The sequence below is a fragment of the Paenibacillus sp. YAE3 genome, from assembly GCF_057546105.1.
Genome location: NZ_BAAIYF010000008.1, coordinates 196,512 through 220,371 on the forward strand (window position 1 = coordinate 196,512; position 23,860 = coordinate 220,371).

Here is a 23,860-nt window from a genome sequence, read left to right on the forward strand (position 1 = left end):
TTCGCAAATATTGCACCCAAGTTTTAAGGATTCGCGTTTTCGGCTCCGTCCGCCTGGACAAGTTTGCCTTTCCCCGACATTTCGTCTTTCAGCGCTTGTTTTGCTTTGTCAAGCTCCCCGTCGTTCACGTAAACGTAAGGACTTCTCCACGTGCCCGTAATCGGCATGAACTTGACGTCTTCCTTGTTCACCTTCCAATAGGTGGCGATCATGTTTTTAAGCTGATCGTTTTCGATGTCGGTTTCCATGTTTTTGTCCATAGCTTTCAGAACGCCGCCCAGGCTCGTTACGCCCTTGAAGGTTTGCATTTTGTCGATCAGCGCGTGCAGCACTTCGTTTTGCCTGCGGTTGCGGTCAAAATCGTCGGAAGCTTTCGTCTTCGGACGGCAGTTGGATTTGCGGTAACGCACGTAATCCAGCGCTTTCGTCCCGTCAAGCTTCTGCTCGCCTTTTTTCAGGTTAATATTCGTGCCGTCGGCGGTGTCGCGGTAACACATGTCGGCATCGACGTTGATGTCCACGCCGCCCAAAGCGTCCACGGCATCCCGGAACCCTTGGAAATTCAACACCGTCACATAGTCGATCGGAATGTCCATATACTTGCTCATCATCGTCTTCATTTCGTCTGTCGCTTTGACGCCGGATTCCTTCTCCTTCGACAGGAAAATCGGATAATAGGCGTTCGCCTTATTCGACTTATAGCCCTTTAGCTCGATCTTCGTGTCGCGCGGGAGCGAAACGACCGTTACCGTTTTGGTATCCGGGTTAAACGCGGTCACCATGATGACGTCGGACAGATGCGTGCCGGTTTTCGGACGGTAATCCGTGCCAAGCAGCAGCATCGTCACCGGCTTCACTTTAGCCGACTTTTCGGGCGGAACCGGATTGTTGTTTCCGGTGTTGAGCACGCCGTTTTCGGCTTCGAAATACAGGTAACCGGCGTAACCGCCTACGGATAGCACGGCCAAAATGACCACGCTCAACACCAATTTCAAAAATGTTCTTAATCCGCTTTTCTTTTTTTTCTTTTTAGGCGGCTGTTTGCTCTGTCTGCTGCCACTTTGAGATCGTGGAGGTAAATGATTATTGCTGGGACTCATCTCAAACACCTTTTTCATTTATTTTGAGTTATTCTCTCTATAAACGACGACGCCGCGAAAAAAGTTTCAAAAGAGCCGCAAGGGTTGCAGCGGATTAACCTCTTTTTGCTGCTGCCTCCGCCTTCTTTTTCTGGCGGCCTTCCACGAAATACCGGACGCGCACCAGAAGCATCAGGGCTACCGCAACAAGCAGGCACTGGATGATCGGAAGCTTGTCATGCTGGAAGATGAGCAGCATCCCCGATCCGAGCGCCATCAGGATATACAGCAATATTTCCTTCAGCAGGGGAAGCTTCTGCTTGACGCGGAACACTTTATTGTAGACGTACGTAATCAACACGAAAATGATAATGTAAGACACGACTGGATGCGATGCAAACCAGGCTTGCATGTGCGGTACACTCCTTTCGGCAACGGGCCGGCGGACCGGCCCATTCGTTCATTACAGATTGGCTTCGGCCATTTTGCGGTGCTTCTCGGCACGCTCGCGTTCGCTTTTGTTCAAAATTTTCTTGCGGAGACGGACCGACTTCGGCGTAATTTCGCAATACTCGTCGTCGTTCAGGTACTCCAGCGCCTGCTCTAGGGAGAAAATGCGCGGCGTCTTCATTTTTACTGTATCATCTTTTGTCGCCGAGCGCACGTTTGTGAGCTGTTTCTCCTTGCAGATGTTGACGACGATATCGTTATCGCGGTTATGTTCGCCGACGATCATGCCTTCGTAAATTTCGGTGCCCGGCTCCAGGAACAGGATGCCGCGGTCCTCGACGCTCATCATGCCGTAGAACGTGCTTGTCCCGTTCTCGCTGGATACGAGCACGCCTTGGTGGCGTCCGCCGACTTGACCGCTGTGTAGTGGGCCGTAGCTGTCGAATGCGTGGTTCATCACGCCGTATCCGCGCGTCAGCGTCAGGAAATGGGTGCGGTAGCCGATCAGGCCGCGGGCAGGGATCAGGAATTCCAAACGCACCTGTCCGTTTCCGTTATTGATCATGTTCACCATTTCCGCTTTGCGGGAACCGAGGCTTTCCATGACCGCGCCCATGCTTTCTTCAGGCACGTCGATCATGAGGCGTTCGATCGGCTCCATCTTTTTGCCGTCGATTTCGCGCACGATGACTTCCGGTTTGGATACCTGCAGCTCGTATCCTTCGCGGCGCATGTTTTCGATCAAGATACCGAGGTGAAGCTCGCCACGTCCGGAAACGATGAACGCATCCGGGCTGTCGGTTTCTTCCACGCGCAGGCTGACGTCCGTTTCAAGCTCTTTCATCAGACGTTCGCGCAGTTTACGGGAGGTGACCCATTTGCCTTCGCGTCCCGCGAACGGGCTGTTGTTGACGAGGAACGTCATTTGCAGCGTCGGCTCGTCGATTTTAAGCACCGGCAATGCTTCCGGATTCTGCGGGTCGGCAATCGTTTCGCCGATGTTGATGTCTTTGATGCCGGCGATGGCCACGATGTCCCCGCCTCCGGCTTCTTCGATTTCGATCCGTTTCAAGCCTTGGAAACCGAACAGCTTCTCGATGCGGGCCGTCTTGCTTTTGCCGTCGCGCATAATGACCGTCACGGATTGTCCTTGCTTGATGATGCCGCGGTTGACGCGTCCGATCGCGATGCGGCCGAGATATTCGTTGTAGTCCATCAAAGTCACGAGAAATTGCAGCGGCTCATCCACTTTTTCGGTCGGAGCCGGAATATGGTCGATGATCGTTTCGTACAAGGCAAGCATGTTTTCATCCTGCTTTTCTGCATCCATGCTTGATGTGCCGTTCAAGGCGGAAGCGTACACTACGGGGAAATTAAGCTGATCGTCGTTGGCTTCGAGTTCGATGAACAGATCGAGCACTTCGTCGATCACTTCCGCCGGGCGCGCTGCCGGACGGTCGATTTTGTTGACGACGACGATCGGGGTCAGGTTTTGCTCAAGCGCTTTGCGAAGCACGAATTTGGTCTGAGGCATGCAGCCTTCATAGGCGTCAACCACCAAAAGAACGCCGTCGACCATTTTCATGATCCGTTCCACTTCGCCGCCGAAGTCGGCGTGTCCCGGAGTATCGACAATGTTAATCAAATAATCTTTATACGTAATCGCCGTATTTTTGGCCAAAATGGTAATCCCGCGTTCTCTCTCCAAATCGTTGGAGTCCATAGCCCGCTCCTGCAAATGCTCGTGCTCCCCGAAAATGCCGGATTGCTGCAAAAGCTGGTCTACCAGCGTCGTTTTACCATGGTCAACGTGGGCAATAATTGCAATGTTGCGGATTTTATCTCTTGAATGCATGACGTTTATCCAGATCCTTTCCCTTTCAAATCAATGCAGAATGTCTTTCACCAAAAGAAGCGCCGGGCGGTAATGCCGACGCTTCAACATATCCCTTATATTATAGTGAAATTTCAGAAAAAAACAAGCTTTTTGTATTTACTACCAGCCCCGGTTCCACTTGTTGCCGCGGGATCTCCCTTTGCCAGAAATGAACCATATGCCCAGCGCGATGAGCAGAACGGCCAGCACGTAAATCGCCCCGGTATGGAGCAAAGTAAAGAAGAGCAGCACCAAGGACACGACGCCGAGAAACAGCGCGATCAGCAGGACGCCCTCCGGTTTGGGCGACTCGAACATATGGTATTCGTATACACCCACGGCAATGCCGAGCAAAAACACCGGCCAAAGATACGACAGCAGGTCGAACCCCCAAAAATTGCAAATGGCGAACAGCAAACCGTATACGACCAGCGCGCCGCCCGGAATCAGCACGTACGCCCGTGCCCTTTTGCCGAAAAACAGCAGATGAAGCAGCAAGCCGACGATGATGATCGCAAACGGCCATAAGGTGCGTCCCAAAAAACCGAACACGCCCAATTTCCCCAACAAAATGACAACCCCGGCAATCACGATAAACAGCCCAAGCCTTACATCGTTTTTGGAGGACATTTTCTCCACCCTCTTTTCTCCTGTACCTTTGCGTTTCGTTTCTGCAGCAAACGACATCTTTTCACCATTAGTTTATCTGAAATAGAACGAAAAAACCATATTCGTCCCGTAAATTTTTTACAGCAGAAGTGATGGAAATTGTAAAAAACCTCAAACAAAAAAAGCCGGTATGAACCGGCTTTTGCGGGTAAGCTATGAACGGCGGAGCGACAGCCTCCGGAACCCTCCGGCGGCTATGATCAGCGCCGTCAGCAGCGCGGGTACCAGCTTGTGCAGCTCGGGCATGAGGGACGAAAGCAGCATTCCCGTCCGGGAGTCCTGCAGCAGCATCTCTCCGGCGGTGTAGCCCAGGATGCCCGCCCCTAAATAAACGAGCACGGGATAACGGTGCAGCAGCCCGACGATCAAATTGCTCCCGAAAACGACGATCGGAATGCTGATCGCGATCCCGATCACGAGCAGGGCCAAATCCCCGTTGGCCACGCCCGCCAGAGCCAGCACGTTATCGAGGCTCATGATGAAATCCGCGGCCAAAATGCTGCGCACCGCCTTCCACATCGATGCGGAGCCGCCCATCCGGACGTCCTCTTTGTCGTCTGCAAGCAGCTTGTACGCGATCCAGAACAAAAGCGCGCCTCCTCCTGCCTGAACGAACGGGATCTTCAGCAGAAGGACGGCGACGAACGTCAGGACGCATCTGAGGGCGACCGCGCCGAGCGCGCCCCACCATACCGCCTGTTTCCGCTGCCGCGGCGGCAAATTTTTGCTCGCCAGCGCAATGACGACGGCGTTATCCCCGCTTAGCACCAAATTGATCATCAGGATCTGGACAAGCAGCCATATCGAATCCAACGGTCAACACCCCCACACTTACTCCTATGCCTTCGGCGTCCAAGCTATGCTTGACTATCGTTCAAAAATTATCCTATAATGAATCCGATTTATCAGGCTCCGTTTACAGTCAGACGAGGAGTGACCCAATGTGGAAGCTGTACTGCCATTTTTGGCCAAATTGGTCAATATCGTGTTTTTGGATCTCATTTTAGCTGGCGATAACGCCATCGTCATTGGCCTGGCTGCGAGGAACCTGCCGTCCTCGACGCAGAAAAAGGCTATTTTTTATGGAACCGGAGGGGCTGTCCTTCTTCGAATCATCGCGACCATCGTGGTCGTATGGCTGCTGAAAATCCCGTGGCTGCTTCTGGTCGGCGGCATCCTGCTGATCGGCATCGCCTACAAGCTGCTGGTGGACGATGACGACCACACCGATATTAAAGCGGGGCGCACATTGTGGGGAGCGATACGGACGATCATCGTGGCGGATGCGGCGATGGGACTGGACAACGTCATCGCGGTTGCCGGTGCAGCTGAGCAAAATATCGTGCTCGTCATCCTCGGTCTGCTGATCAGCGTGCCGATCGTCGTATGGGGCAGCACGCTGTTCATCAAATTGATCGAACGTTTCACCTGGATCATCTATCTGGGATCGGCCGTGTTAGGGTTTACCGCGTCCAAAATGATCACGGAAGAAAAACGGATCCATCCCTTCTTCGAAGACCATCCGGCGATCCGGATCGCATTTATGGCGGTCGTCATTATCGGCGTGCTGACAGCCGGATTTTTGAAAAAACGGTCGGACCAGCGAAAAAAGAAGAACGAAAATTCGTTCGGTTGAGGACGCGAAAGCAAGCCGCGTTTTACTCAAAAAAGCCGTCCCAGGCATACGCCTGGGGCGGCTTTTGGCATGTCGGAAGCTTAAAACCAATCTTCCTGGATGGTTTCCTCGTCGCGGTCCGTTTCAATGACCGACCTTGGCGTCAGCACGACCGATTCGGTACGCCGTACCGCATCCTCCAGCATGGCCGGCAGATTCTCCAGCGAAGCCTCGATCCGTTCGACCACGTGCAGGTTCGGGTTGGTCGTCGGAGACTTCGGCACAAAAAGCGTGCAGCAGTCTTCATACGGCAGGATGGAAAGATCATACGTGCCGATTTGCTTGGCGATGTCCATGATTTCGTTTTTGTCCATCGTGACCAGCGGACGCAGCAGCGGAAGCTCCGTCGCGCGGCCGATGACGTTCATGCTCGGCAGCGTCTGGCTCGCAACCTGTCCGAGGCTGTCGCCGGTCACGATCGCAAGCGCGCCTTCGCGTTCCGCCAGCATGGTGGCGATCCGCAGCATGGAGCGTCGCATCAGCGTAATGATCAAATTATCCTGGCCGACGGTCGTAAAAGAGGTCTGGATTTCAGTAAACGGAACGAGATGGATTTTTATTCGGCCCGAGTAGCCCGAAAGCATCTTGGCGAGCTCCATCACTTTTTCTTTGGCCTTCCGGCTCGTGAAAGGATAGCTGTAGAAATGGACGGCCTCCACTTCCAAGCCGCGGCGCATCGCGGAATAACCGGCGACGGGGCTGTCGATGCCCCCGGAAAGCAGCAGCATGGCTTTGCCGTTGCTTCCGCGCGGGAAGCCGCCGGCCGCGGGAATCACCTCGCAGAAAATATACGTGCCGGTCTCGCGGATTTCTATCCGCAGCTCTAATTCGGGATCCTTCATGCTGATTTTGAGCTGTTCGAATTCCTGCAGCAGCGGAGCTCCCACCAAATGGTTCATTTCATGCGAGGAGTGGGGGAACTTTTTCCATACCCGCCGGGCCGAAACCTTGAAGGTCGTGCCGTCTTTCAGCGGCATTTGCTTCAAAAAGGAGGTGCTTGTCTCGACGATGGCGTCCAGCTCCGACGGACAGACGATAACCGGGCTGACCGAATAAAGGCCGAACACTTTTTTCAGCTCCTTGATCATCGACTCCGCGTCCTCGCCGTTGATCACGATGTACAATCTGCCGTATTCCTTTTGGATCGTTGCGGCCGGAAATGGGCGAAGCACCGATTTGACGTGCTTTAACACCGTGTTTTCAAAACGGTTCCGGTTTCTTCCTTTTAACGTAAGCTCTCCGAAACGGAGAAGCAGCATATCGTATTTCAAATTAATTCATTCCTTCCTGTCTTAACGGCTGCAGCCGGTTTACCGCATCGCTTAACGCGCGGATCAGCTGCTGCAGCTCCTCATGCGTATTGGTCAATCCCATGCTGATCCGGACGGCGCTCGAAGCGGCATCCGCGCTCCGCCCCATCGCCAGCAGCACCTTGCTAGGCTCTGCCGTTTTCGACGAGCAGGCTGATTTGGTCGAAACGAGCGCCCCGTGCTCCTCCAGCGAGTGAAGCAGCACTTCGCCTTTCATCCCCGGGAAAGACATGTTGACGATATGCGGAGCCCCTTCCTCGAAGCTGTTCAGCTCAAGGCAGGGCTGGGTGCGGATCCAAGCCATAAGCTCGTCCCGCAACGCCCCGACCCGCGCCATAAACGTCTCGGTTTGCTCGGAGGCCATCCGCATCGCCTTCGCCATCGCCACGATACCGGGGATATTTTCGGTCCCGGCCCGCATGCCCGATTCCTGTTTACCTCCCGTCAAAAGCGGATGGAGGGAAATCCCTTCCCGCTTGTACAGGATCCCCGTTCCTTTCGGACCGCGGATTTTGTGGGCCGATAATGTATAAAGATCGGCTCTCCACGCCTCCAACCGTACCGGCAGCTTCCCGAATCCTTGGACCCCGTCGATATGGAACACCGTCAAAGGGTTGGCTTCTTTTACCGCCCGCCCGATCTCCTCAAGCGGTTGAACGGCTCCCGTTTCGTTGTTCACATGCATGACGCTGACCAGGATCGTGTCCTTCCTGACCGCGGATGCAACCTCGGCCGGATCGACCCTTCCCTTGCCGTCAACGGGCAAAAACGTCACCTCGAATCCCTGACGCTCCAGCGCAAGGCAGCTGTCGTAGACGGAAGGATGCTCGATGGACGTCGTGACGATATGTTTACCGCGGCCTGCGTATTGCATCGCCGCCCCTTTGATGGCCATGTTGTTGCCTTCGGTCGCTCCCGAGGTCCAAACGATTTCGGATGGTTTCACGCCGAGGGACGCCGCGCATACCTCCCGCGCCCTTTTGATCAGCTTCGCCGCGTCTTCCCCCATGCGGTGGATGGAGGATGGGTTGCCGTAATGTTTTTTCATGACCTCGGCCATCGTTTGGATGACCTCGTCATATGGCGGCGTGCTGGCCGCATGATCCCAATATACCATGTTCACTCACCCTCCCATGCGTATTTTCCGGACAATATAAAGAGATCAAACGGAAGGTTCGTTTTGCCAAATGAAGTCCGTAACCCGTTTTCCCCCGTTTGATCCCGTATTGAGTTTGCCTATCGTTTTATGCTTCGTATTTTAAGCGCGCATCCGCAACCTTGCGGATATATTTTCTCGTCTCCAGCGGAAGCATGTCAAGTTTGTCCATCAGCTGTGCATCGGTCGATACCCCGAGCTTGGCGAGCCGGTTCGGCCCGGCGTTGTATGCGGCCAATGCCATGTTCACCTGTCCGTCGAACCGCTTGATCTGATAAGAAAGATAACGCGTGCCCGCATCGATGTTTTGGGCGGGATCGAACGGATCGGTGACGCCAAGTCCGGCGGCGGTTCCGTCCATCAGCTGCATCAGCCCCTTCGCCCCGGCCGACGACACGACGTTCGGATTAAAAGAAGACTCGGTGTCGATCACCGCTTTGATCAAAGCTTCATCGACGCCGTATTTGCGGCTGGCCTCCCGGATCAGGTCGTCATAGGCCGTCGGGCCCGACTTTTGCACGGCATGCCGGCTTTCCGGGCGGATGTCCGAGGCCTCCGCGTTTGCCGACGGGCTAAGCTGCTGCCACAACAATCCGTCGCTGTACGTCACGCCGGGCGCCTTGGGGTGAACCGACGCATCACTGCTTGATGGACCATCTATAGACGACTGCACGTATTGCTTCAACATGACGTCAAAACCGGAGCCGCTCCCGCTCTGCAGAATCTCTTGGATAAGCTCGTCCCGATTTTGAATACGGCTGGTATCCTGAAGCGAAGACGGCTGCTTCGCGGTTGCCGAATCGATCTGCATGCTAACATAACCTCATTTTCATCAATGTAATGGAATGCTTTACGTTATTTTATCATGCTACCGGCGATGTACGCCATATTTCCGCGAAATATTATGTATTTTGACAATTCTCCTTCTTCTCATCCGAAAACGGATCAACATCCATAAAAAAGCGCCCCTCTGCTGCTTGCAGCAGGAAGGACGCCTTCGGTCTTGGCCGGCAAATTATCTTGCGTACGGAATAAGGACAAAATAGCTGATCGTGGCCAAAATCCCAAGCCCCATGCCCCAGGCACCCCACGCTTTTTTTCCTTTGGAGTAAGCGTAGAAGCCGGTTGCCGCGGCAATCGGTCCGAGAACGATGGACCACATAAACAGGGATACGACGCCGCAAGCTACGCTGATGTAGCCGGCTGTTCTGCCCCAAGTGTCTTCCTGCTCCCCATCGGTGCTCTCGTCGATTTCGTAACGGGTCGATTTCGGCGGCGCAACTTCGGCGGCATATTCCTCCCGGTGGTTGTCGCGGCGCGGAAAATCCTGGCGTTCCCGCTTCGGCTCAAGCTCTTGTTCCTTTTGCGGCTGCTCTTGCTCTTCATGTTGGCGTAAATCGTCCATCGGAATACCTCCCTGCAACTGGTTGGTGAAAATGCGGACTGCGGTTAAGATGATTTCGGTTTGAACGTCAGGCAGCAGGTAGCGGAAGAATTCGGAGCATAGTCCTTATGCTCGGCGAAATGCTCGTGCCCGAACTCTTCGCTGTACTTCGCAGAAGCATGTTTGTCGATTTCAATCAGAATCTGTTCGGCTTTGCAGACGTTTTGCTCGCCCCAATAACTGCAGTTACTGACGCTGCATCGGACAACGGTTCTTGGATCATTCATGTTTAGGTCACCTCACATACCATTGTCTCCTTGCGAACGGTCATATATACCGCAAAGCCCTTGTCAGTTGCTGGCCGGAGTATATAAATCAAGGATGGCGGGGGCATGTATGGCAAGGAAAAACGGAACTTCATTTTATCGTTGACAGCGCTTCCAATTTGATGTAAATTTCAATAAAGATTAAATCATTTTATATTTTAGTGAAGTATCTGAAAAACGGAAAGGAGACTTGCCATCATGCCGAAAAAGAAAAAAATCATTGTCTTACTGTTATTGTCTGCCATGCTTCTTCTTCAAACGATCGCTCCTGTAAGCGCTTCAACCTGGAATTTGACCGGTGACACCAACGTTCACGACCCAGCCTACATCGTGGAGAACGGCACGGGAACCCACTGGGTTTTCAGTACCGGATCAGGCATTCAGGTCCTCTACTCCACCGACGGGAAAAACTATCAGCGCTCGCTCCCGATCTTCAAGGAAAAGCCGGCGTGGTGGAGCAATTATGTACCGAATCAAGCGGGATTGGACGTTTGGGCGCCCGACATTTTTTATTACAACGGGACGTATTATTTGTACTATGCGATCTCCACGTTCGGTTCCAAAGTATCCGCCATCGGCCTCGTCACGACAAATTCGATTTCCGGGGGGATATGGAAAGACCAGGGACTCGTCATGTATTCGAATGACGCTTCCAATTACAATGCGATCGACCCCAACGTGACGCAGGACGAAAAAGGAAACCTATGGATGGTATTCGGCTCCTGGAGCAACGGAATTTACATCACGGCCATCAATAAGGATACGATGAAACCGACGGGCAATTCCTATCGGATTGCCACCAAATCGGGAGGAATCGAAGCGCCGAATCTCGTATACAACCGCGATACGGGCTATTATTACTTGTTCGTATCGATCGGCAAATGCTGCTCCGGCCTAGACAGCACTTACAAAGTGGCGGTCGGCCGTTCCAAAAGCGTGCTGGGACCGTTCTACGACAAAAACGGGGTCGATATGAAAAACGGCGGGGCTACCGTCATCGACAGCGGCAACGTCGCTTGGATCGGGCCCGGTGGACAAGACGTGAACGGCACGAACGTCATCGCCCGGCATGCGTACAGCGCGGCGGAGAACGGAGCGCCGAAGCTGCTCATCAGCGACTTGTATTGGGATGCGGACGGCTGGCCGTATTATAATTGAGGACGAGCGTCGGGCATACAAAAAAGCGAGTCTCGGAATTCCCCGGGGCTCGCTTTTGCATGTTCGCACTCGATTGGCGGTTTTATGCATGGGAACGCTGGTTCTGCATTCTGCGCTCCGTCAAATAGTCGCTTTCATAATAGGTAAGGTCGTCTCTAAGGTCTTCGAACACTTTCGTAATGTCCAGAATAATGTCCCGCACCGGACGCACAGGTTTCACGCGGAAACGGATCGCGTCTTGCCCGGTATAAGCGTAGCGGCCATCCTCGGAATAGCTTTCGCTTTTCGGGTAAAAAAAGTTATTCACGCAGTGGTGATATACGTTATAGAGAGCTTTCTCAGCGAATTCGGCGTCGAAATTGGCGCGGCGCAGCGCGACCCCAAGCTTCTCCGAAGAAACCTCGCAAAATACGAGCAGATGGCGCAAATCCGACAAAAACCCTTTGTAAAAATGAACCGTTTCCTCGTTGGCGTCTGCGGCCAGCTGCGGAAGCGAGTATTCGTTCAGAAATACCTCCAGCTTTTCGATCGCATACTTCAGCTTCTCCTTCGTCGTCTCACACAACTTTTGAACATTACCTGCTGACATCGCTAATTTGCTCCCCCTTAATGGTTCCTTCAGTCCAAATACTGGCATCATACAAATAAACCGCTTTACAGCATCATTTTTCCATGTACTATCCTAACACAAATCATGGTAAAGCGGTATCCCTTTTGAAGGAAACGCCCCGGACAAAAACAGCCTCCCCTGAACGCAAGAATAAAATGCCCCTTCTTTCCTCACGATAAAGGTAATTTCATTTTCAGGAGGTTTATCTTATGTCCCGTCGCACTTGGGCGGGCATCGGCATTGCCGCAGCGGCCGCAGCGCTGCTTCTCGTGATGCAGGTGCCCCATTCCGCCGATACCCATACCCGCAAGATGGCCTCGGAGCCGGTCGTACCGAACCCGAAGCAGGAACATATGTCCAAGCAAAGCTTGATGGCGCAAGACATCGATTCAACGGACCGCTTAACCCGCCTGGACGCCAAGCAGCATTTGGTTTCGATGATCGAAAGACTCGGCGATGCGGGTCCGGCGCAAATTACGGACGATATCCGAAAGCTGCAGAAATCACATGATCATTTTACCATGATCATATGGCAGGACGCCAAACACGGCAAGCAGCGCGTATACGACGCCGCCAAAAACGACTGGAGCGCCGATGACAGGAAAACACTGAAGGGATATTTAAACAAGGCGGAAAGCAGCATCCAACAGCAGCGTTCCTACGAATCGCCTTCCTTCAAACTGGACGGAAAACAATATTTCGTGATGGCCGAACCCTCCAAGAACAAGCCGAAGCAAGGCGTGATCGCCCTGATGAACCAAAAAATATTGACCGAAGTGGCAAACCACCAGAAAAAAAACCTGCGGCTCATCCCGTACCCGAAAGAGGGAAAATACAAGGTGGAGTCGGTTCATGCCGATACGCTGCGGGACATTACCGTCCGTACGGGGCACGACAACGAAAAAGCGAGCCATTTTTATGAAAACGAAATCGTCGTGCGTTTCCGCCAGGATCCTACCCGGCAAGAGATGAACCGCATCATGGGAGAGCTTCGCGCTGAATCCTCGCGCAAACTGGGTTACGCTTATGTGTTTCATGCCAGCGGCATGGACTACAGCCAGCTCAAATCGTACTTTTTGAAAAACTGGAATCCGTTATATGTCGAACCCCACTATTTGTACATGACCAACGACAAAATCAGGGAGAAAACAAGCAGCCTGCCCAACGTGCCGAACGACCTGCTGTTCGCAAAATACCAATGGAACCTGCCCGCCATCGAAACGAACCAGGCCTGGGATCTATCCCGCGGCAGCGGCGACGTGATCGTGGGGATCGTGGATACCGGCGTCGATTTGGATCACCCCGACCTGCAGGGCCAGCTGATGACCGGATACAACGTGATCGACCCGGCATCCGACCCGATGGACGACGTCGGCCACGGAACGCATGTCTCGGGCATCATCGGCGCGCTGGTCAACAATAACGAAGGCGTTGCAGGCATCAGCTGGTACAACAAAATGCTTCCGGTCAAAGCGCTCGACAAATCGGGGTCGGGCACGACCTATTCGGTTGCCGAAGGCATCATCTGGGCGGCCGACAACGGCGCTAAGGTCATCAACATGAGCCTGGGGAACTACGCGGATTCGCAGTTTCTGCACGATGCCGTCAAATACGCCTTCGATAAGGACGTCGTGCTCGTCGCCGCCTCCGGAAACGACAATACGGAACGTCCGGGATATCCCGCAGCTTATCCGGAAGTGCTTGCCGTTGCGGCGACCGACTCCAACCTGAAGCGCGCATCGTATTCGAACTACGGGGATTACATCGATGTGGCGGCCCCCGGAACCAGCATCGCCAGCACCTATCCGGGGAACCAGTATGCGGCCTTGTCGGGAACTTCGATGGCAAGCCCGCATGTCGCTGCCATGGCCGCCTTAATCCGTTCCCAGAATCCGGACCTCACCAACAAACAGGTGATGGAAATCATGCGCAGCAGCACCGTGGATCTTGGACCCAAAGGAAAAGATAAATATTACGGCTACGGATTGATCGACATCTATAAAGCGCTGCAAGCCGCAGGAACGACGGAAGCGCCGCTCCAGTTCTGGCCGCAGCATGTTCAAAAAAAGATGGAGTCGGTCGTTCAACCGGGCCCGTAAGTTTGGAGGCGGGTTACAATATCCGCCTGCGCCTTAAAAGGCCTTCAAAAAAAAAGCAATCAGCCCTTCACGGCGGATTGCTTTTTTTTGTTCATATCTTATTCGGACCAAATCGATGTTTCGCGTGGCAAAACTTGAAGTCAAGCCCGGCCGTTTGCCAGGTCAGCCGATCGAAGGCGAAATGCGGGGTTAACGTCTGCCGCCCCGAGAATTGCGTTTCATGCTTGTCGTCACAGGGCCCGTATATTCGTCTTTCACGACATAATTGCAAATATGCTTGGGTACGGGTACGCAATGATGTCTTTTCACGATTTGAACCGTGTGGACGACAGGAACGATTTGAGGATAATAATAATCCTGGTAAACGACGGATGGATCTGTATAAACGGGGTCCGTTGGCGGACAGTGGAAGCAATGAGGATGCATTTGTAAACAGCTCCTTTCGTGATTTAGTACATTTTATTATGGTTGAATCGCCTCTGTTTGTACGAATGCCCTTGTTTACGAGGTGTTTGACTAAATCAGGCTCGTCTTTCAGACCCGGAAAAGAAAGCAACATAAAAAGGCGGCATTCCGGTACAACCGGACATGCCGCCTTCAAACGAGTTCAAATGAATGATACAGTTGTTGCAGTTTGGAAAGTTTTACGTAAGCCGGGTTCTGTGCTCGTTGCGGTACGGACGGGAACTACCCTCCCGCAGATGAGCGACAATCATCTATCTAGGCCAACCATTGCTGATTGGCTCAAGCGACCAACCCGAACGCGCCTCGGGCAAAGGCTGCTTCAATCAAGAAGCTGCGTTCCATTAGGTCTTGCTCCAGGTGGGGTTTACCAGGAACGATGTCACCAGCGTTCCTCGGGGTCTCTTACACCTCGGTTCCACCCTTGCCTGATCCGCTCGCATGAGCGGCCATCGGCGGTCCATTTCTGTGGCACTATCCTTCAACTCGCGCTGACTGGACGTTATCCAGCACCCTGCCCTATGGAGCCCGGACTTTCCTCTCGCGGCGCCTTACGCGCCGCCAGCGATTGTCTGTCAAACTTTCCGGACAACTATATTATAGTATACTAGGAATTCGAATTCGTTTCAATCCTCAACTGTCTGGAAGCATTGGAGGATTTCGCCTGGATGCGAATTCACATGAAGCGGAACGGCTCGGTATTGACGGCCGACGCGATCACTTTCGTGTCGTACCGATGTTTGTCCAGCTGCTCCTGCAGCCAATCCGCAACCTTCGCCTTCATGATTTTTTCGGCATTGTGCCCCGGATCGATCAAAGCGATCCCCGCTGCCAATGCATCCTGCGCCGTATGGTAGTCGACGTCGCCCGTGACGAGCACGTCGGCCCCGCGGAAACGGGCCGCCTGGTAATATCTGCTGCCGGATCCGCCGATGACGGCCGCTTTTTTGACGACCCGGTCGGGATCGCCGACAACGCGGACATGAGGCACGTCCAGCTTTTCTTTGACGACCTGCGCAAACGCAGCAAGCGTCATCTCCGACTCCAGCTTCCCGGTTCTGCCAAGACCGTATGCCTTCCCTTTCAAATCAAGCGGGTACACATCGTAAGCGACCTCTTCGTAAGGATGCGCTTTAAGCATCGCCTGAATGACGCTGCCGCGGATGCCGTGCGGCACGATCGTCTCGATCCGCACTTCCGCGGCCTGCTCCATTTTGCCGACGGAACCAAGGAAGGGGTTCGTACCCTCCTGCGGCAAAAAGGTTCCGGTACCGTCGACGTTAAAGCTGCAGTGGCTGTAGTTCCCGATCGATCCGGCACCTGCATTCAGCACCGCCTCGCGGACCTGGTCGGCATGGGTCGCCGGAACGAACACGACCAGCTTGTAGAGCTGTTCCCGCTGGGTTTCGTCAACAGGCACGGGATTTTGGATGCCAAGCGCTTCCGCCATCCAATCGTTCATGCCCCATTCGGCGTTGTCGAGATTGGTATGCGCGATGTATACGGCTATATCATGCTTGATGAGCCGCTCATATACTTTCCCCGCGGGAGAATCGGTTTGAATATGCCTTAATGGACGGAAAATGATCGCATGGTGGGCAATGATCAAATCGGCCCCCGCTTGGATCGCCTCGTCGACGACCTCTTCGTTGACGTCCAGCGCGACCATCACCGTGCGGATTTCTTTCTGCAACGTTCCAAGCTGGAGCCCGATCCGGTCCTTGTCGTCCGGATAAGCCAAATGTTTGGGAGCCAGCTGCTCCATATATTGAATTACGGTCTGTCCTTTTGCAAACATGCGAGTACCTCCTTGATCTGATCCATCTCCATCTGCACCTGTTTTGCTTTTAGTGCCGCGGATTCCAGCTTCGAGGCGGACAACGAGTCCAAAATGCCCTGCAGCTTATCCAGCTCTTGGTTCCATTTGTCGATCAAAACCGGCGTCGGCTCCTTGAGCAGCCAAGGTCCCATGCGCAGCAGAAGGTCCCGGGTCACCGTAAAGGTGCCTTCGCCGCTGCTTTTCGGCCATTCCTGGTCTTCATATAACAGGCGATTGCTGATTCGCTGGTCCGAAAGTTCGGGAACCGCGGTCAAAATTTCATATATCTTCCCGTCTTCTTCCAAAATGCATTCGGACGTCAGCAGCCAGCCATGTTCCATGAGCCACCGGCGGAGAATGTCCTCCCCGACGTTCGGCTGCAGGATCAACAGTTCGACTTGTTCGAGCTTGTCCTCGCCGCGATCCAGAATGTTCGCGATCAGGCTGCCCCCCATACCCGCAATCGTCACGACGTTGGCCTCACCCGCTTCGATCACCGCCAAGCCATCGCCCTTGCGGACCGAAATGACGTCCGCAAGGCCGGCTTCCGCCACTTGTTTGGCGGCGGCTTGCAACGGCCCGTCGTTCACTTCTCCGGCCACGGCCCGGACGGCCCGCCCGGATTGCACCGCAGCCACGGGCAGCAGCGCGTGGTCCGAACCGATGTCCGCCAGCGCGCTTTCCTTTGGTATGAGCTTCATGATCGTCTCTAGTCTTCTTGATAATTTCATATCGCACCCACGCATCTTTTTTTTGGTTTTTATATCCTTTTTATACCGTATCAAACCCGTGCGCATCCTGCAAATGCACGAAGCCGAAAGGATCGGCTTAAGTCCGGATAGCGCCGAGTCATCGGGTCATCTCATTTGCATTGGCTTGGAAAAAGCGCTAAAATAAAAACAACAAATAAAGGAAATAGTTCTAAAAGCAAGAAAAACCGCGAATCCTATTTTCTTTATCGGCAAAAAGGCGGAAAAAAAGACCTGTCTGCGCATGCGGCAGAAGGTCTGAACATGAATTTATTCGAGAAAATCTTTCAGCCGTTTGCTGCGGCTAGGATGGCGCAGTTTGCGCAGCGCCTTGGCTTCGATTTGGCGGATGCGTTCGCGCGTGACGCCAAACACTTTGCCCACTTCCTCCAGCGTTCTCGTCCGGCCGTCATCGAGGCCGAAGCGGAGACGAAGAACGTTTTCCTCGCGTTCCGTCAACGTATCGAGCACGTCCTCCAGCTGTTCCTTCAGAAGCTCGTAAGCTGCAGCGTCCGCTGGAGCGAGCGCTTCCTGATCCTCGATAAAATCGCCAAGATGCGAATCGTCTTCTTCGCCGATCGGCGTTTCAAGCGATACCGGCTCCTGGGCGATTTTCATGATTTCCCGAACCTTCTCTACGCTGAGCTCCATTTCGGCCGCGATTTCTTCCGGCGTCGGTTCGCGTCCCAATTCCTGCAGCAGCTGACGGGATACCCGGATCAGCTTATTGATCGTTTCCACCATATGAACCGGAATCCGGATCGTTCTCGCCTGGTCCGCAATGGCGCGGGTGATCGCCTGACGAATCCACCAGGTTGCATACGTACTGAATTTGAATCCTTTATTATGGTCGAATTTCTCGACCGCTTTGATCAGGCCCATATTGCCTTCCTGAATCAAATCGAGGAACAGCATGCCGCGGCCGACGTAACGTTTCGCGATGCTGACCACCAAACGCAGGTTCGCTTCCGCAAGCCGGCGTTTCGCTTCTTCGTCCCCGTTCATGATCCGTTTCGCCAGTTCCACCTCGTCGTCTGCCGAAAGGAGCGGTACGCGGCCGATTTCCTTCAGATACATCCGGACGGGGTCGTTGATTTTGATGCCTGGCGGCAAGGACAGGTCGTCGTCAAAGTTAAAATCGTCGCTGTCGCCATTCTCGTGATCATCGGACGGATGGTGAAGAGGGTTGTCGTCTTCATCACTTTCGTTGACCACTTCAATGCCAAGATCGCCGAGCTGTTCATAAAATTCGTCAATCTGTTCAGCGTCCTGATCGAATGGAGAGAGTTTCTCCATAATGTCTTTGTAGTTCAAAGAAGATCTTTTTTTACCCTGTTCAATCAGCTGGTCTTTTACCTGATCAAGCGTAAACTCTGTCTCTAGTTCAGTATGCTGATCATTCGCCATAACTCGACTCCCTCCTCCCTAGAAACATTCAAGCCTGTTCTTTATTGTCTCTCTAGGGCTATAATCTCACTTGCAATTTGTGCAGCACGCAAAAAGTCCCCTGAACGCTCGGCAATGATCATTTCTTCTCTCTTCTTGTCGATCTGTTTTTTCTGCGGAACTTTCTGTACTTCCCGAATGCAATCCTCAAGCTCCTGCACGTTCCACTCCGGCGGAGTATCCATCATAGAGATGGAGCTAACGGTCTTCTCCAGACGGTCATCGTGCAAAAACGACATGAAGCGGCTGATATCCGGGGGTTTGCCCTGTGCGTAATAGGCATATAGATAAGCAGCAATCGCTGCATGATCATCAATGTTAAATGCGTCGCCGAGCCTTTTTTGCACGTAGCTCGCGGCTTCGGCATCCTGCAGCATCATGGCCAAAAGGCGCCGTTCTCCAGTATGGTATGCCGGCAGTAAAACAGGTGCGGACACCTGCCCTTTTTTATGCCTACCATTATTCCACCTTTTGTCGTTATTATCCCCATCCGGCGCGTTTTTTAACATGGATTGGCGGATCTCGTTGCAATCCTGCTTCAGGCTTTCGAAGGAAAGCTCAAGCTCCGCGGCAAGTTCCTTTAAATAAACTTCCCGCTCGGTCGATGAAGGCAGTCCCGCGATAATCGGAAGCACTTCCTTCGTATACGCGATTTTCCCGTCTTCTTCTAGCAGTATATGGTTTTTTTTCAGATATATAAGCTTAAATTTCGTCGTTGAAACCGCTCCGTCGATGATCTGACGCTTAAAGCGGTCCCCGCCGTATTGCCGGATGAATTCGTCCGGATCGAGGCCTTCGTTAATGACGGCGATTTTCACCCTCAGACCGACTCCCTCGAGAAGCGGAATGGTCTTCATTGCAGCAGCTTGTCCGGCCCGGTCCCCGTCGTAACAAACGACGATCTCCTCCGCCATCGTTTTCATCATGGCCGCATGGCTTTCCGTGAGCGAGGTGCCCATGGTGGCCACGCCGTTTTGCACGCCTGCTTCCCAAGCCGAAATCACGTCGCCGTATCCTTCGAACAATACGATTTGCCGCAGCTTGCGGATGGACGGTTTGGCCTGATGAAGATTGTACAAAATCCGGCTTTTGTTGAACAGCTTGCTTTCGGGCGAATTCAAATATTTCGGCTGTCCGTCGCCGAGCACCCTGCCCGCAAAAGCGATGACTTTGCCGTTGCGGTCGCAGATCGGAAACATGACGCGGCCCCGAAAGCGGTCGATATAATCTTCCCCGTCGCTTCGCTTGGACAACAGCCCGCCTTTTTCCATCTCCTGCAAGTCGAAGGATCGATTGGTCAGAAACTGAACAATCGTATTCCAACGGTCCGGGGCATAGCCGATCTGAAACTGATCGATGATTTTGTCGTTAAAGCCGCGCGAACGCAAATAGTCCATCGCCGCTTTGCCATGCTCCGTGTTTTTGAGCAAATAGTGATAAAATTTGGCAGTCCACTCGTAGGCCTGTAGCAGACGGTCTCGCTCCGGATTCGGAGGAATCACGACAGCCCCTGGTCCTTCCGGCAGTTCGATATGACTTTCTTCCGCCATGAGTTTGACGGCCTCGGGAAAGGATAACCCTTCGATTTCCATCCTGAATTTGATGGCATTTCCGCCCTTGCCGCAGCCATAGCAGTAGAAAATCTGCCGATCCGGCGTCACCGTAAAAGAGGGGGTTTTCTCCGAATGAAACGGGCAGAGGCCTTTCATGTATTTCCCCTGCTTGGTCAGATGAACGTACCTGCTTACCGTATCGACGATATCATGCTTGTCCAGCACCGCATCGATCACTTTTTCCGGTATATTGCCATGTCCGGCATTCATCCAAACCACCTTCATCTCTTTTTGGCACGTAAAATATTATTCGCTACTGTTAAACATTCTCCTGCAATCTGCGCAAAAGTTTTGTCAGTTTCTGTTGAAAAAGCAATTTGTCCGCCTGCGTCATCGGTTTCGGGCCTTTGCCGTAGCTGCCTCTTCGCCTGGCTTTGGCCTGATGATGGCGCCGATCGAGCATGAATTCGATATTTTCCCGCGTATAGCTTTGCCCCCGGAACGATATCGCATGGCAGCCTTTCGCAAGGGCAAGCGCGGCCAAACCGTAGTCCTGCGTCGCGACGACGTCACCGGCTTGGATGTGGTTGGCGATGTACAGGTCCGCGCTTTGGTCGCTGCGGTCGACCTGGATCGTTTGAACGCCCTCTTCGGCCTCGATAAAATGGTCATAAGAAGAAACCATCAGCACAGGAATGCGGAAGGCTCTAGCTGTCTCGCCAATTTCACGCTTTACGGGACAGGCGTCCCCGTCGACGACGATGTGGATCGTATGCATATCAGCCAGAATATATCACCCTGTAATCATGGTTTGCCATACTCGTATATACGTAATATACGCCCAATGGATGCGAAAATCCTTCTTGCGGCCCAATAACAACTTCTGACAGCTTTCCGAAAATACGGAACAGGCCAGCACTGGGTGCTTTCCCGTTCCGTACGTTCGGCGAATCTATATCCTACCAGACAAGCTTATTAAAATCGGCAAACTGCTTTAAGCCCTGATCGATTTGCGCGAGAAGTCCCAAGCGGTTGGCCCGGACTTTTTCGTCTTCGGCCATGACCATGACGGAATCGAAGAAATTCGTGATGGCCGGTTTCAGTTCGCCCAAAATGCCCAGCGCCTTGGCCCCGTCCCGCTGTTCAAGAGCGGTGGAGTACGGCTTCTGCACCTGCAGCCAAGCGGCGTGCAGTTCCTTTTCCGCCTCTTCCTGAAGCAAGCTTTCGCTGACCGCAGCCTTGGAGGCTTTCGCGGCGAGATTGCTTACCCGGTTGAAGGACTCGACCGTCGTTTTGAACTCGTCGTCGCCGCCCACGGCGTTCATCAGCGCATCCCCGCGGGACACGATGGACATCACGTCGTCGAATCCTGCGGCAATGACGGCGTCGACGACGTCGTATCGGAGGTTTTCGGACAGCAGCTTTTTCACGCGCAGGCCGAAAAATTCCTCAAGGTCTTTGCGGATTTCGCCGCCCTCGCGTTTCAATTCCCGGAATTGGGCATGAACGTCGATGGCGATGCCGAAAATTTGCGAAAGCGTCAGCGGCATTTGCTTCGCGAGCAGAATTTGAACGATCCCTTGGGATTGGCGGCGCAGGGCGTACGGATCCTGGGATCCCGTCGGGATGATGCCGATCGAGAAGCAGCCCACGATCGTGTCGATTTTATCCGCGATGCTGATGATCGAACCTACCAGGGAAGCAGGCAAATCGTCCGACGCGGAACGCGGCTGGTAATGCTCGAACACCGCTTTGGCGACCGCTTCTTTTTCTCCGGCCTTGCGCGCGTAATCTTCGCCCATAACCCCCTGCAGTTCCGGAAACTCGTATACCATTTGCGTCACGAGGTCGAATTTGCAGATGTCCGCGGCGCGGCTGACGTATTCCTGCTCCGTTCCGGAGATTTGCAGCGCTTCGCCCAGCTGGTCGGCGATTTTGCGAATGCGGCGGACTTTGTCGCCCACCGTGCCGAGCTCTTCATGGAAGACGATGCTTTCCAGCTTGGACAGCGCGTCCTTGATTTCAAGCTTTTGGTCTTCGTCGTAGAAAAATTTCGCATCGGACAGCCGTGCGCGCAGCACCTTTTCGTTCCCTTTGGCAATGACGTCGAGCGAACGGTCGTCGCCGTTGCGCACCGTCACGAAAAACGGCAGCAGCTTGCCCTGTTCGTCAAGCACCGGGAAATAACGCTGATGCTCCCGCATGGACGTGATTAGCACTTCCTGCGGAATGTTCAGGAACGACGGATCGAACGTTCCGAACAATACGGTCGGCGTTTCGACCAGGAAAAGCACTTCCTCGAGCAAATCGTCCTTGATGGCGATTTTCCAGTTTTTCTCCTGCGCGAGTTTTCCGATCTGTTCCAGGATCATGTTTTCGCGTTCCTTCACGTCCACGATGACATGCTGGGAACGGAGGGCTTCCCGGTATTCGGAAGCATCGGAAAGCACGGCTTCGGTTCCGAGGAAACGGTGCCCGCGCGTCACGTTGCCGGATTTTACGCCGGTCACTTCCAAATCGATGACGTCGGAGCCGAACATGGCGACGAGCCAGCGGATCGGGCGGACGAATTTATAATCGTAACTTCCCCAACGCATGTTTTTCGGGAAGTTCATCGAAGACAAAATGCCGAGCAAACCTTCGGCCAAAATGGATGCCGTATCGACGCCCGTGCTGCTTTTGGTCACGTAGATGTATTCGACGCCGTTCAGTTCCTTAAAGGTAAACTGCTCCGGATCCACGCCTTGCCCGCGCGCGAAACCTAGCGCCGCTTTGCTCCAGTTTCCGTTTTCGTCCTGGGCGATTTTGCGGGAAGGGCCCTTGACTTCTTCCTCCACGTCGTCCTGTTTCTCCGCCACGCCATGCACGAGCACCGACAAACGGCGCGGGGTGGCATAAGCCTCTACGGCACCGTGCGACAAACGGGATTGTTCCAGCCATTGAACCGTTTTTTCCTTCAACTGCTCCATCGCGGCCCGCAAAAAGCGCGCAGGCACTTCCTCCAGACCGATTTCAAACAACAGATCCTTAGCCATTACAGGTCGCCTCCTTTCTTCAGCAGCGGGAAGCCGAGCTTCTCGCGTTCCTCCACGTACGTCGCGGCGACCTGGCGGGCCAGGTTGCGCACCCGGGTGATATAGCCGGTTCGCTCGGTAACGCTGATGGCGCCGCGGGCATCGAGAAGGTTAAAGGTGTGCGAGCATTTCAGCACGTAATCGTAAGCCGGGAACACCAGGTTTTGATCCATCGCTTTTTTGGCTTCTTGTTCGTACATGTTGAAAAGGGTAAACAGCATTTTGACGTCGGACACTTCGAACGTGTATTTCGAATGCTCGTATTCCGGCTGATGGAACACATCCCCGTAAGTGATGCCGTCCACCCATTCCAGATCGAACACATTTTCTTTTTCCTGAATGTAGGAAGCGAGGCGTTCCATGCCGTACGTGATTTCGACGGATACCGGATGCGTCTCGATCCCGCCCACCTGCTGGAAGTACGTAAACTGGGTAATTTCCATCCCGTCAAGCCATACTTCCCAGCCAAGGCCGGCGCAGCCGAGCGACGGATTCTCCCAGTTATCCTCGACAAAGCGAATATCATGGTGCAGCGCATCCACGCCCAGCGCCTTCAAGCTTTCCAGGTACAGTTCCTGGATGTTGTCCGGCGAAGGTTTGATGATGACCTGGAACTGGTGGTGCTGGTACAAACGGTTCGGGTTTTCGCCGTAACGTCCGTCGGAAGGACGGCGCGAAGGCTCGACGTATGCCACCTTCCACGGTTCAGGTCCCAGCGACCGCAAAAAGGTCATCGGGTTCATCGTGCCGGCGCCTTTTTCCGTGTCGTAAGGGTTCACGATAATGCAATTCTGTGCTGCCCAAAACTGCTGCAGGGTCAAAATCATCTGCTGAAAGTTCATATGAGCCTCTCCTTTACTAATCATGGCATTGCAATGGTTGTCAGCTTGCTTCATCCGCTGCAGGCCATCACCGGGACATCAAAAAGCTCCCGCCCATGCCTGCAAACACAGACATAGGGACGA

General features: G+C 53.6%; 21 protein-coding genes and 1 other RNA gene. 3 read left to right on the forward strand and 19 right to left on the reverse strand.

Annotation, left to right across the window (positions count from 1 at the left end; genetic code table 11):
• Nucleotides 1-23 precede the first annotated feature (23 nt).
• From AC27KL_RS17130 to AC27KL_RS17150, 5 genes are all read right to left on the reverse strand, one after another.
• Nucleotides 24-1,100 carry an LCP family protein gene (locus AC27KL_RS17130; protein WP_487170445.1) on the reverse strand — a complete coding sequence of 359 codons (1,077 nt, stop codon included), beginning with the start codon at nucleotides 1,098-1,100 and terminating at the stop codon, nucleotides 24-26.
• Between the two features lie 94 nt (nucleotides 1,101-1,194).
• On the reverse strand, nucleotides 1,195-1,491 hold the full coding sequence (locus tag AC27KL_RS17135; protein ID WP_212947181.1) for a YlaH-like family protein: 297 nt from the start codon (nucleotides 1,489-1,491) through the stop codon (nucleotides 1,195-1,197).
• Nucleotides 1,492-1,542: 51 nt separating this feature from the next.
• A complete protein-coding gene (gene typA / locus AC27KL_RS17140; RefSeq protein WP_339324091.1) occupies nucleotides 1,543-3,384 on the reverse strand; it encodes a translational GTPase TypA in 1,842 nt (613 codons plus the stop codon).
• 141 nt (nucleotides 3,385-3,525) lie between these two features.
• Nucleotides 3,526-4,035 carry a hypothetical protein gene (locus tag AC27KL_RS17145; RefSeq protein ID WP_339325081.1) on the reverse strand — a complete coding sequence of 170 codons (510 nt, stop codon included), beginning with the start codon at nucleotides 4,033-4,035 and terminating at the stop codon, nucleotides 3,526-3,528.
• Between the two features lie 192 nt (nucleotides 4,036-4,227).
• Complete coding sequence (locus AC27KL_RS17150; RefSeq protein WP_339324090.1) at nucleotides 4,228-4,887, reverse strand: TerC family protein; 660 nt, start codon at nucleotides 4,885-4,887, stop codon at nucleotides 4,228-4,230.
• A 130-nt stretch (nucleotides 4,888-5,017) separates the two neighbouring features.
• On the opposite strand from AC27KL_RS17150, the gene AC27KL_RS17155 reads away from it, so the two are divergent.
• Nucleotides 5,018-5,710 (forward strand): TerC family protein, encoded by a 693-nt coding sequence (locus AC27KL_RS17155; protein ID WP_487170446.1) that lies wholly within the window; start codon nucleotides 5,018-5,020, stop codon nucleotides 5,708-5,710.
• Between the two features lie 80 nt (nucleotides 5,711-5,790).
• Here AC27KL_RS17155 and thiI read toward each other — a convergent pair whose 3' ends face one another.
• The 5 genes from thiI to AC27KL_RS17180 form a co-directional block, all read right to left on the reverse strand.
• Nucleotides 5,791-7,020 (reverse strand): tRNA uracil 4-sulfurtransferase ThiI, encoded by a 1,230-nt coding sequence (gene thiI, locus AC27KL_RS17160; protein WP_487170447.1) that lies wholly within the window; start codon nucleotides 7,018-7,020, stop codon nucleotides 5,791-5,793.
• 1 nt (nucleotide 7,021) lies between these two features.
• A complete protein-coding gene (locus AC27KL_RS17165) occupies nucleotides 7,022-8,176 on the reverse strand; it encodes a cysteine desulfurase family protein (protein WP_487170448.1) in 1,155 nt (384 codons plus the stop codon).
• Between the two features lie 127 nt (nucleotides 8,177-8,303).
• Nucleotides 8,304-9,026: a lytic transglycosylase domain-containing protein gene (locus tag AC27KL_RS17170; protein ID WP_487170449.1), complete on the reverse strand. Its 723-nt coding sequence runs from the start codon at nucleotides 9,024-9,026 to the stop codon at nucleotides 8,304-8,306.
• A 204-nt stretch (nucleotides 9,027-9,230) separates the two neighbouring features.
• Nucleotides 9,231-9,620: a hypothetical protein gene (locus AC27KL_RS17175; RefSeq protein ID WP_036712287.1), complete on the reverse strand. Its 390-nt coding sequence runs from the start codon at nucleotides 9,618-9,620 to the stop codon at nucleotides 9,231-9,233.
• A 44-nt stretch (nucleotides 9,621-9,664) separates the two neighbouring features.
• Nucleotides 9,665-9,886 (reverse strand): DUF1540 domain-containing protein, encoded by a 222-nt coding sequence (locus AC27KL_RS17180; protein ID WP_487170450.1) that lies wholly within the window; start codon nucleotides 9,884-9,886, stop codon nucleotides 9,665-9,667.
• Nucleotides 9,887-10,123: 237 nt separating this feature from the next.
• Here AC27KL_RS17180 and AC27KL_RS17185 point away from each other — a divergent pair, with 237 nt between their 5' ends.
• Nucleotides 10,124-11,083 (forward strand): family 43 glycosylhydrolase, encoded by a 960-nt coding sequence (locus tag AC27KL_RS17185; protein WP_487170451.1) that lies wholly within the window; start codon nucleotides 10,124-10,126, stop codon nucleotides 11,081-11,083.
• Nucleotides 11,084-11,165: 82 nt separating this feature from the next.
• Here the strand turns inward: AC27KL_RS17185 and AC27KL_RS17190 are convergent, their stop codons facing one another.
• The gene (locus AC27KL_RS17190; RefSeq protein ID WP_339324083.1) at nucleotides 11,166-11,672 is read right to left on the reverse strand and encodes a YpuI family protein; all 507 of its coding nucleotides are present in this window, start codon (nucleotides 11,670-11,672) and stop codon (nucleotides 11,166-11,168) included.
• Between the two features lie 230 nt (nucleotides 11,673-11,902).
• Here AC27KL_RS17190 and AC27KL_RS17195 point away from each other — a divergent pair, with 230 nt between their 5' ends.
• A complete protein-coding gene (locus AC27KL_RS17195; RefSeq protein WP_487170452.1) occupies nucleotides 11,903-13,792 on the forward strand; it encodes a S8 family peptidase in 1,890 nt (629 codons plus the stop codon).
• A gap of 634 nt (nucleotides 13,793-14,426) precedes the next feature.
• Here AC27KL_RS17195 and rnpB read toward each other — a convergent pair.
• The 8 genes from rnpB to glyQ all read right to left on the reverse strand — a co-directional run bounded on the left by rnpB (nucleotide 14,427) and on the right by glyQ (nucleotide 23,737).
• Nucleotides 14,427-14,838: RNase P RNA component class A (rnpB, locus tag AC27KL_RS17200), an RNA gene on the reverse strand.
• Between the two features lie 92 nt (nucleotides 14,839-14,930).
• Nucleotides 14,931-16,052, reverse strand: a complete 1,122-nt coding sequence (locus tag AC27KL_RS17205) for a Nif3-like dinuclear metal center hexameric protein (protein ID WP_487170453.1) — start codon at nucleotides 16,050-16,052, stop codon at nucleotides 14,931-14,933.
• On the reverse strand, nucleotides 16,028-16,804 hold the full coding sequence (locus AC27KL_RS17210; RefSeq protein ID WP_487170454.1) for a tRNA (adenine(22)-N(1))-methyltransferase: 777 nt from the start codon (nucleotides 16,802-16,804) through the stop codon (nucleotides 16,028-16,030). The genes AC27KL_RS17205 and AC27KL_RS17210 overlap by 25 nt, the downstream gene beginning before the upstream one ends.
• Before the next feature lie 288 nt (nucleotides 16,805-17,092).
• Nucleotides 17,093-18,229 (reverse strand): RNA polymerase sigma factor RpoD, encoded by a 1,137-nt coding sequence (gene rpoD, locus AC27KL_RS17215; protein ID WP_339324079.1) that lies wholly within the window; start codon nucleotides 18,227-18,229, stop codon nucleotides 17,093-17,095.
• 41 nt (nucleotides 18,230-18,270) lie between these two features.
• The gene (gene dnaG, locus AC27KL_RS17220) at nucleotides 18,271-20,091 is read right to left on the reverse strand and encodes a DNA primase (protein ID WP_339324078.1); all 1,821 of its coding nucleotides are present in this window, start codon (nucleotides 20,089-20,091) and stop codon (nucleotides 18,271-18,273) included.
• Nucleotides 20,092-20,140: 49 nt separating this feature from the next.
• A complete protein-coding gene (locus tag AC27KL_RS17225) occupies nucleotides 20,141-20,599 on the reverse strand; it encodes a YaiI/YqxD family protein (RefSeq protein ID WP_036712307.1) in 459 nt (152 codons plus the stop codon).
• 181 nt (nucleotides 20,600-20,780) lie between these two features.
• Nucleotides 20,781-22,856 carry a glycine--tRNA ligase subunit beta gene (gene glyS, locus AC27KL_RS17230; RefSeq protein WP_487170455.1) on the reverse strand — a complete coding sequence of 692 codons (2,076 nt, stop codon included), beginning with the start codon at nucleotides 22,854-22,856 and terminating at the stop codon, nucleotides 20,781-20,783.
• Nucleotides 22,856-23,737: a glycine--tRNA ligase subunit alpha gene (gene glyQ / locus AC27KL_RS17235; RefSeq protein ID WP_212947205.1), complete on the reverse strand. Its 882-nt coding sequence runs from the start codon at nucleotides 23,735-23,737 to the stop codon at nucleotides 22,856-22,858. The genes glyS and glyQ overlap by 1 nt, the downstream gene beginning before the upstream one ends.
• Nucleotides 23,738-23,860: the final 123 nt, after the last annotated feature.

Coding starts and splice junctions, on each gene's coding strand:
- AC27KL_RS17130 (WP_487170445.1), bottom strand. CDS start 1,100: ATGAGTCCCAGCAATAATCATTTACCTCCACGATCTCAAAGTGGCAGC.
- AC27KL_RS17135 (WP_212947181.1), bottom strand. CDS start 1,491: ATGCAAGCCTGGTTTGCATCGCATCCAGTCGTGTCTTACATTATCATT.
- typA (WP_339324091.1), bottom strand. CDS start 3,384: ATGCATTCAAGAGATAAAATCCGCAACATTGCAATTATTGCCCACGTT.
- AC27KL_RS17145 (WP_339325081.1), bottom strand. CDS start 4,035: ATGTCCTCCAAAAACGATGTAAGGCTTGGGCTGTTTATCGTGATTGCC.
- AC27KL_RS17165 (WP_487170448.1), bottom strand. CDS start 8,176: ATGGTATATTGGGATCATGCGGCCAGCACGCCGCCATATGACGAGGTC.
- AC27KL_RS17170 (WP_487170449.1), bottom strand. CDS start 9,026: ATGCAGATCGATTCGGCAACCGCGAAGCAGCCGTCTTCGCTTCAGGAT.
- AC27KL_RS17175 (WP_036712287.1), bottom strand. CDS start 9,620: ATGGACGATTTACGCCAACATGAAGAGCAAGAGCAGCCGCAAAAGGAA.
- AC27KL_RS17180 (WP_487170450.1), bottom strand. CDS start 9,886: ATGAATGATCCAAGAACCGTTGTCCGATGCAGCGTCAGTAACTGCAGT.
- AC27KL_RS17185 (WP_487170451.1), top strand. CDS start 10,124: ATGCCGAAAAAGAAAAAAATCATTGTCTTACTGTTATTGTCTGCCATG.
- AC27KL_RS17190 (WP_339324083.1), bottom strand. CDS start 11,672: ATGTCAGCAGGTAATGTTCAAAAGTTGTGTGAGACGACGAAGGAGAAG.
- AC27KL_RS17195 (WP_487170452.1), top strand. CDS start 11,903: ATGTCCCGTCGCACTTGGGCGGGCATCGGCATTGCCGCAGCGGCCGCA.
- AC27KL_RS17205 (WP_487170453.1), bottom strand. CDS start 16,052: ATGTTTGCAAAAGGACAGACCGTAATTCAATATATGGAGCAGCTGGCT.
- AC27KL_RS17210 (WP_487170454.1), bottom strand. CDS start 16,804: ATGAAATTATCAAGAAGACTAGAGACGATCATGAAGCTCATACCAAAG.
- rpoD (WP_339324079.1), bottom strand. CDS start 18,229: ATGGCGAATGATCAGCATACTGAACTAGAGACAGAGTTTACGCTTGAT.
- dnaG (WP_339324078.1), bottom strand. CDS start 20,091: ATGAATGCCGGACATGGCAATATACCGGAAAAAGTGATCGATGCGGTG.
- AC27KL_RS17225 (WP_036712307.1), bottom strand. CDS start 20,599: ATGCATACGATCCACATCGTCGTCGACGGGGACGCCTGTCCCGTAAAG.
- glyS (WP_487170455.1), bottom strand. CDS start 22,856: ATGGCTAAGGATCTGTTGTTTGAAATCGGTCTGGAGGAAGTGCCTGCG.
- glyQ (WP_212947205.1), bottom strand. CDS start 23,737: ATGAACTTTCAGCAGATGATTTTGACCCTGCAGCAGTTTTGGGCAGCA.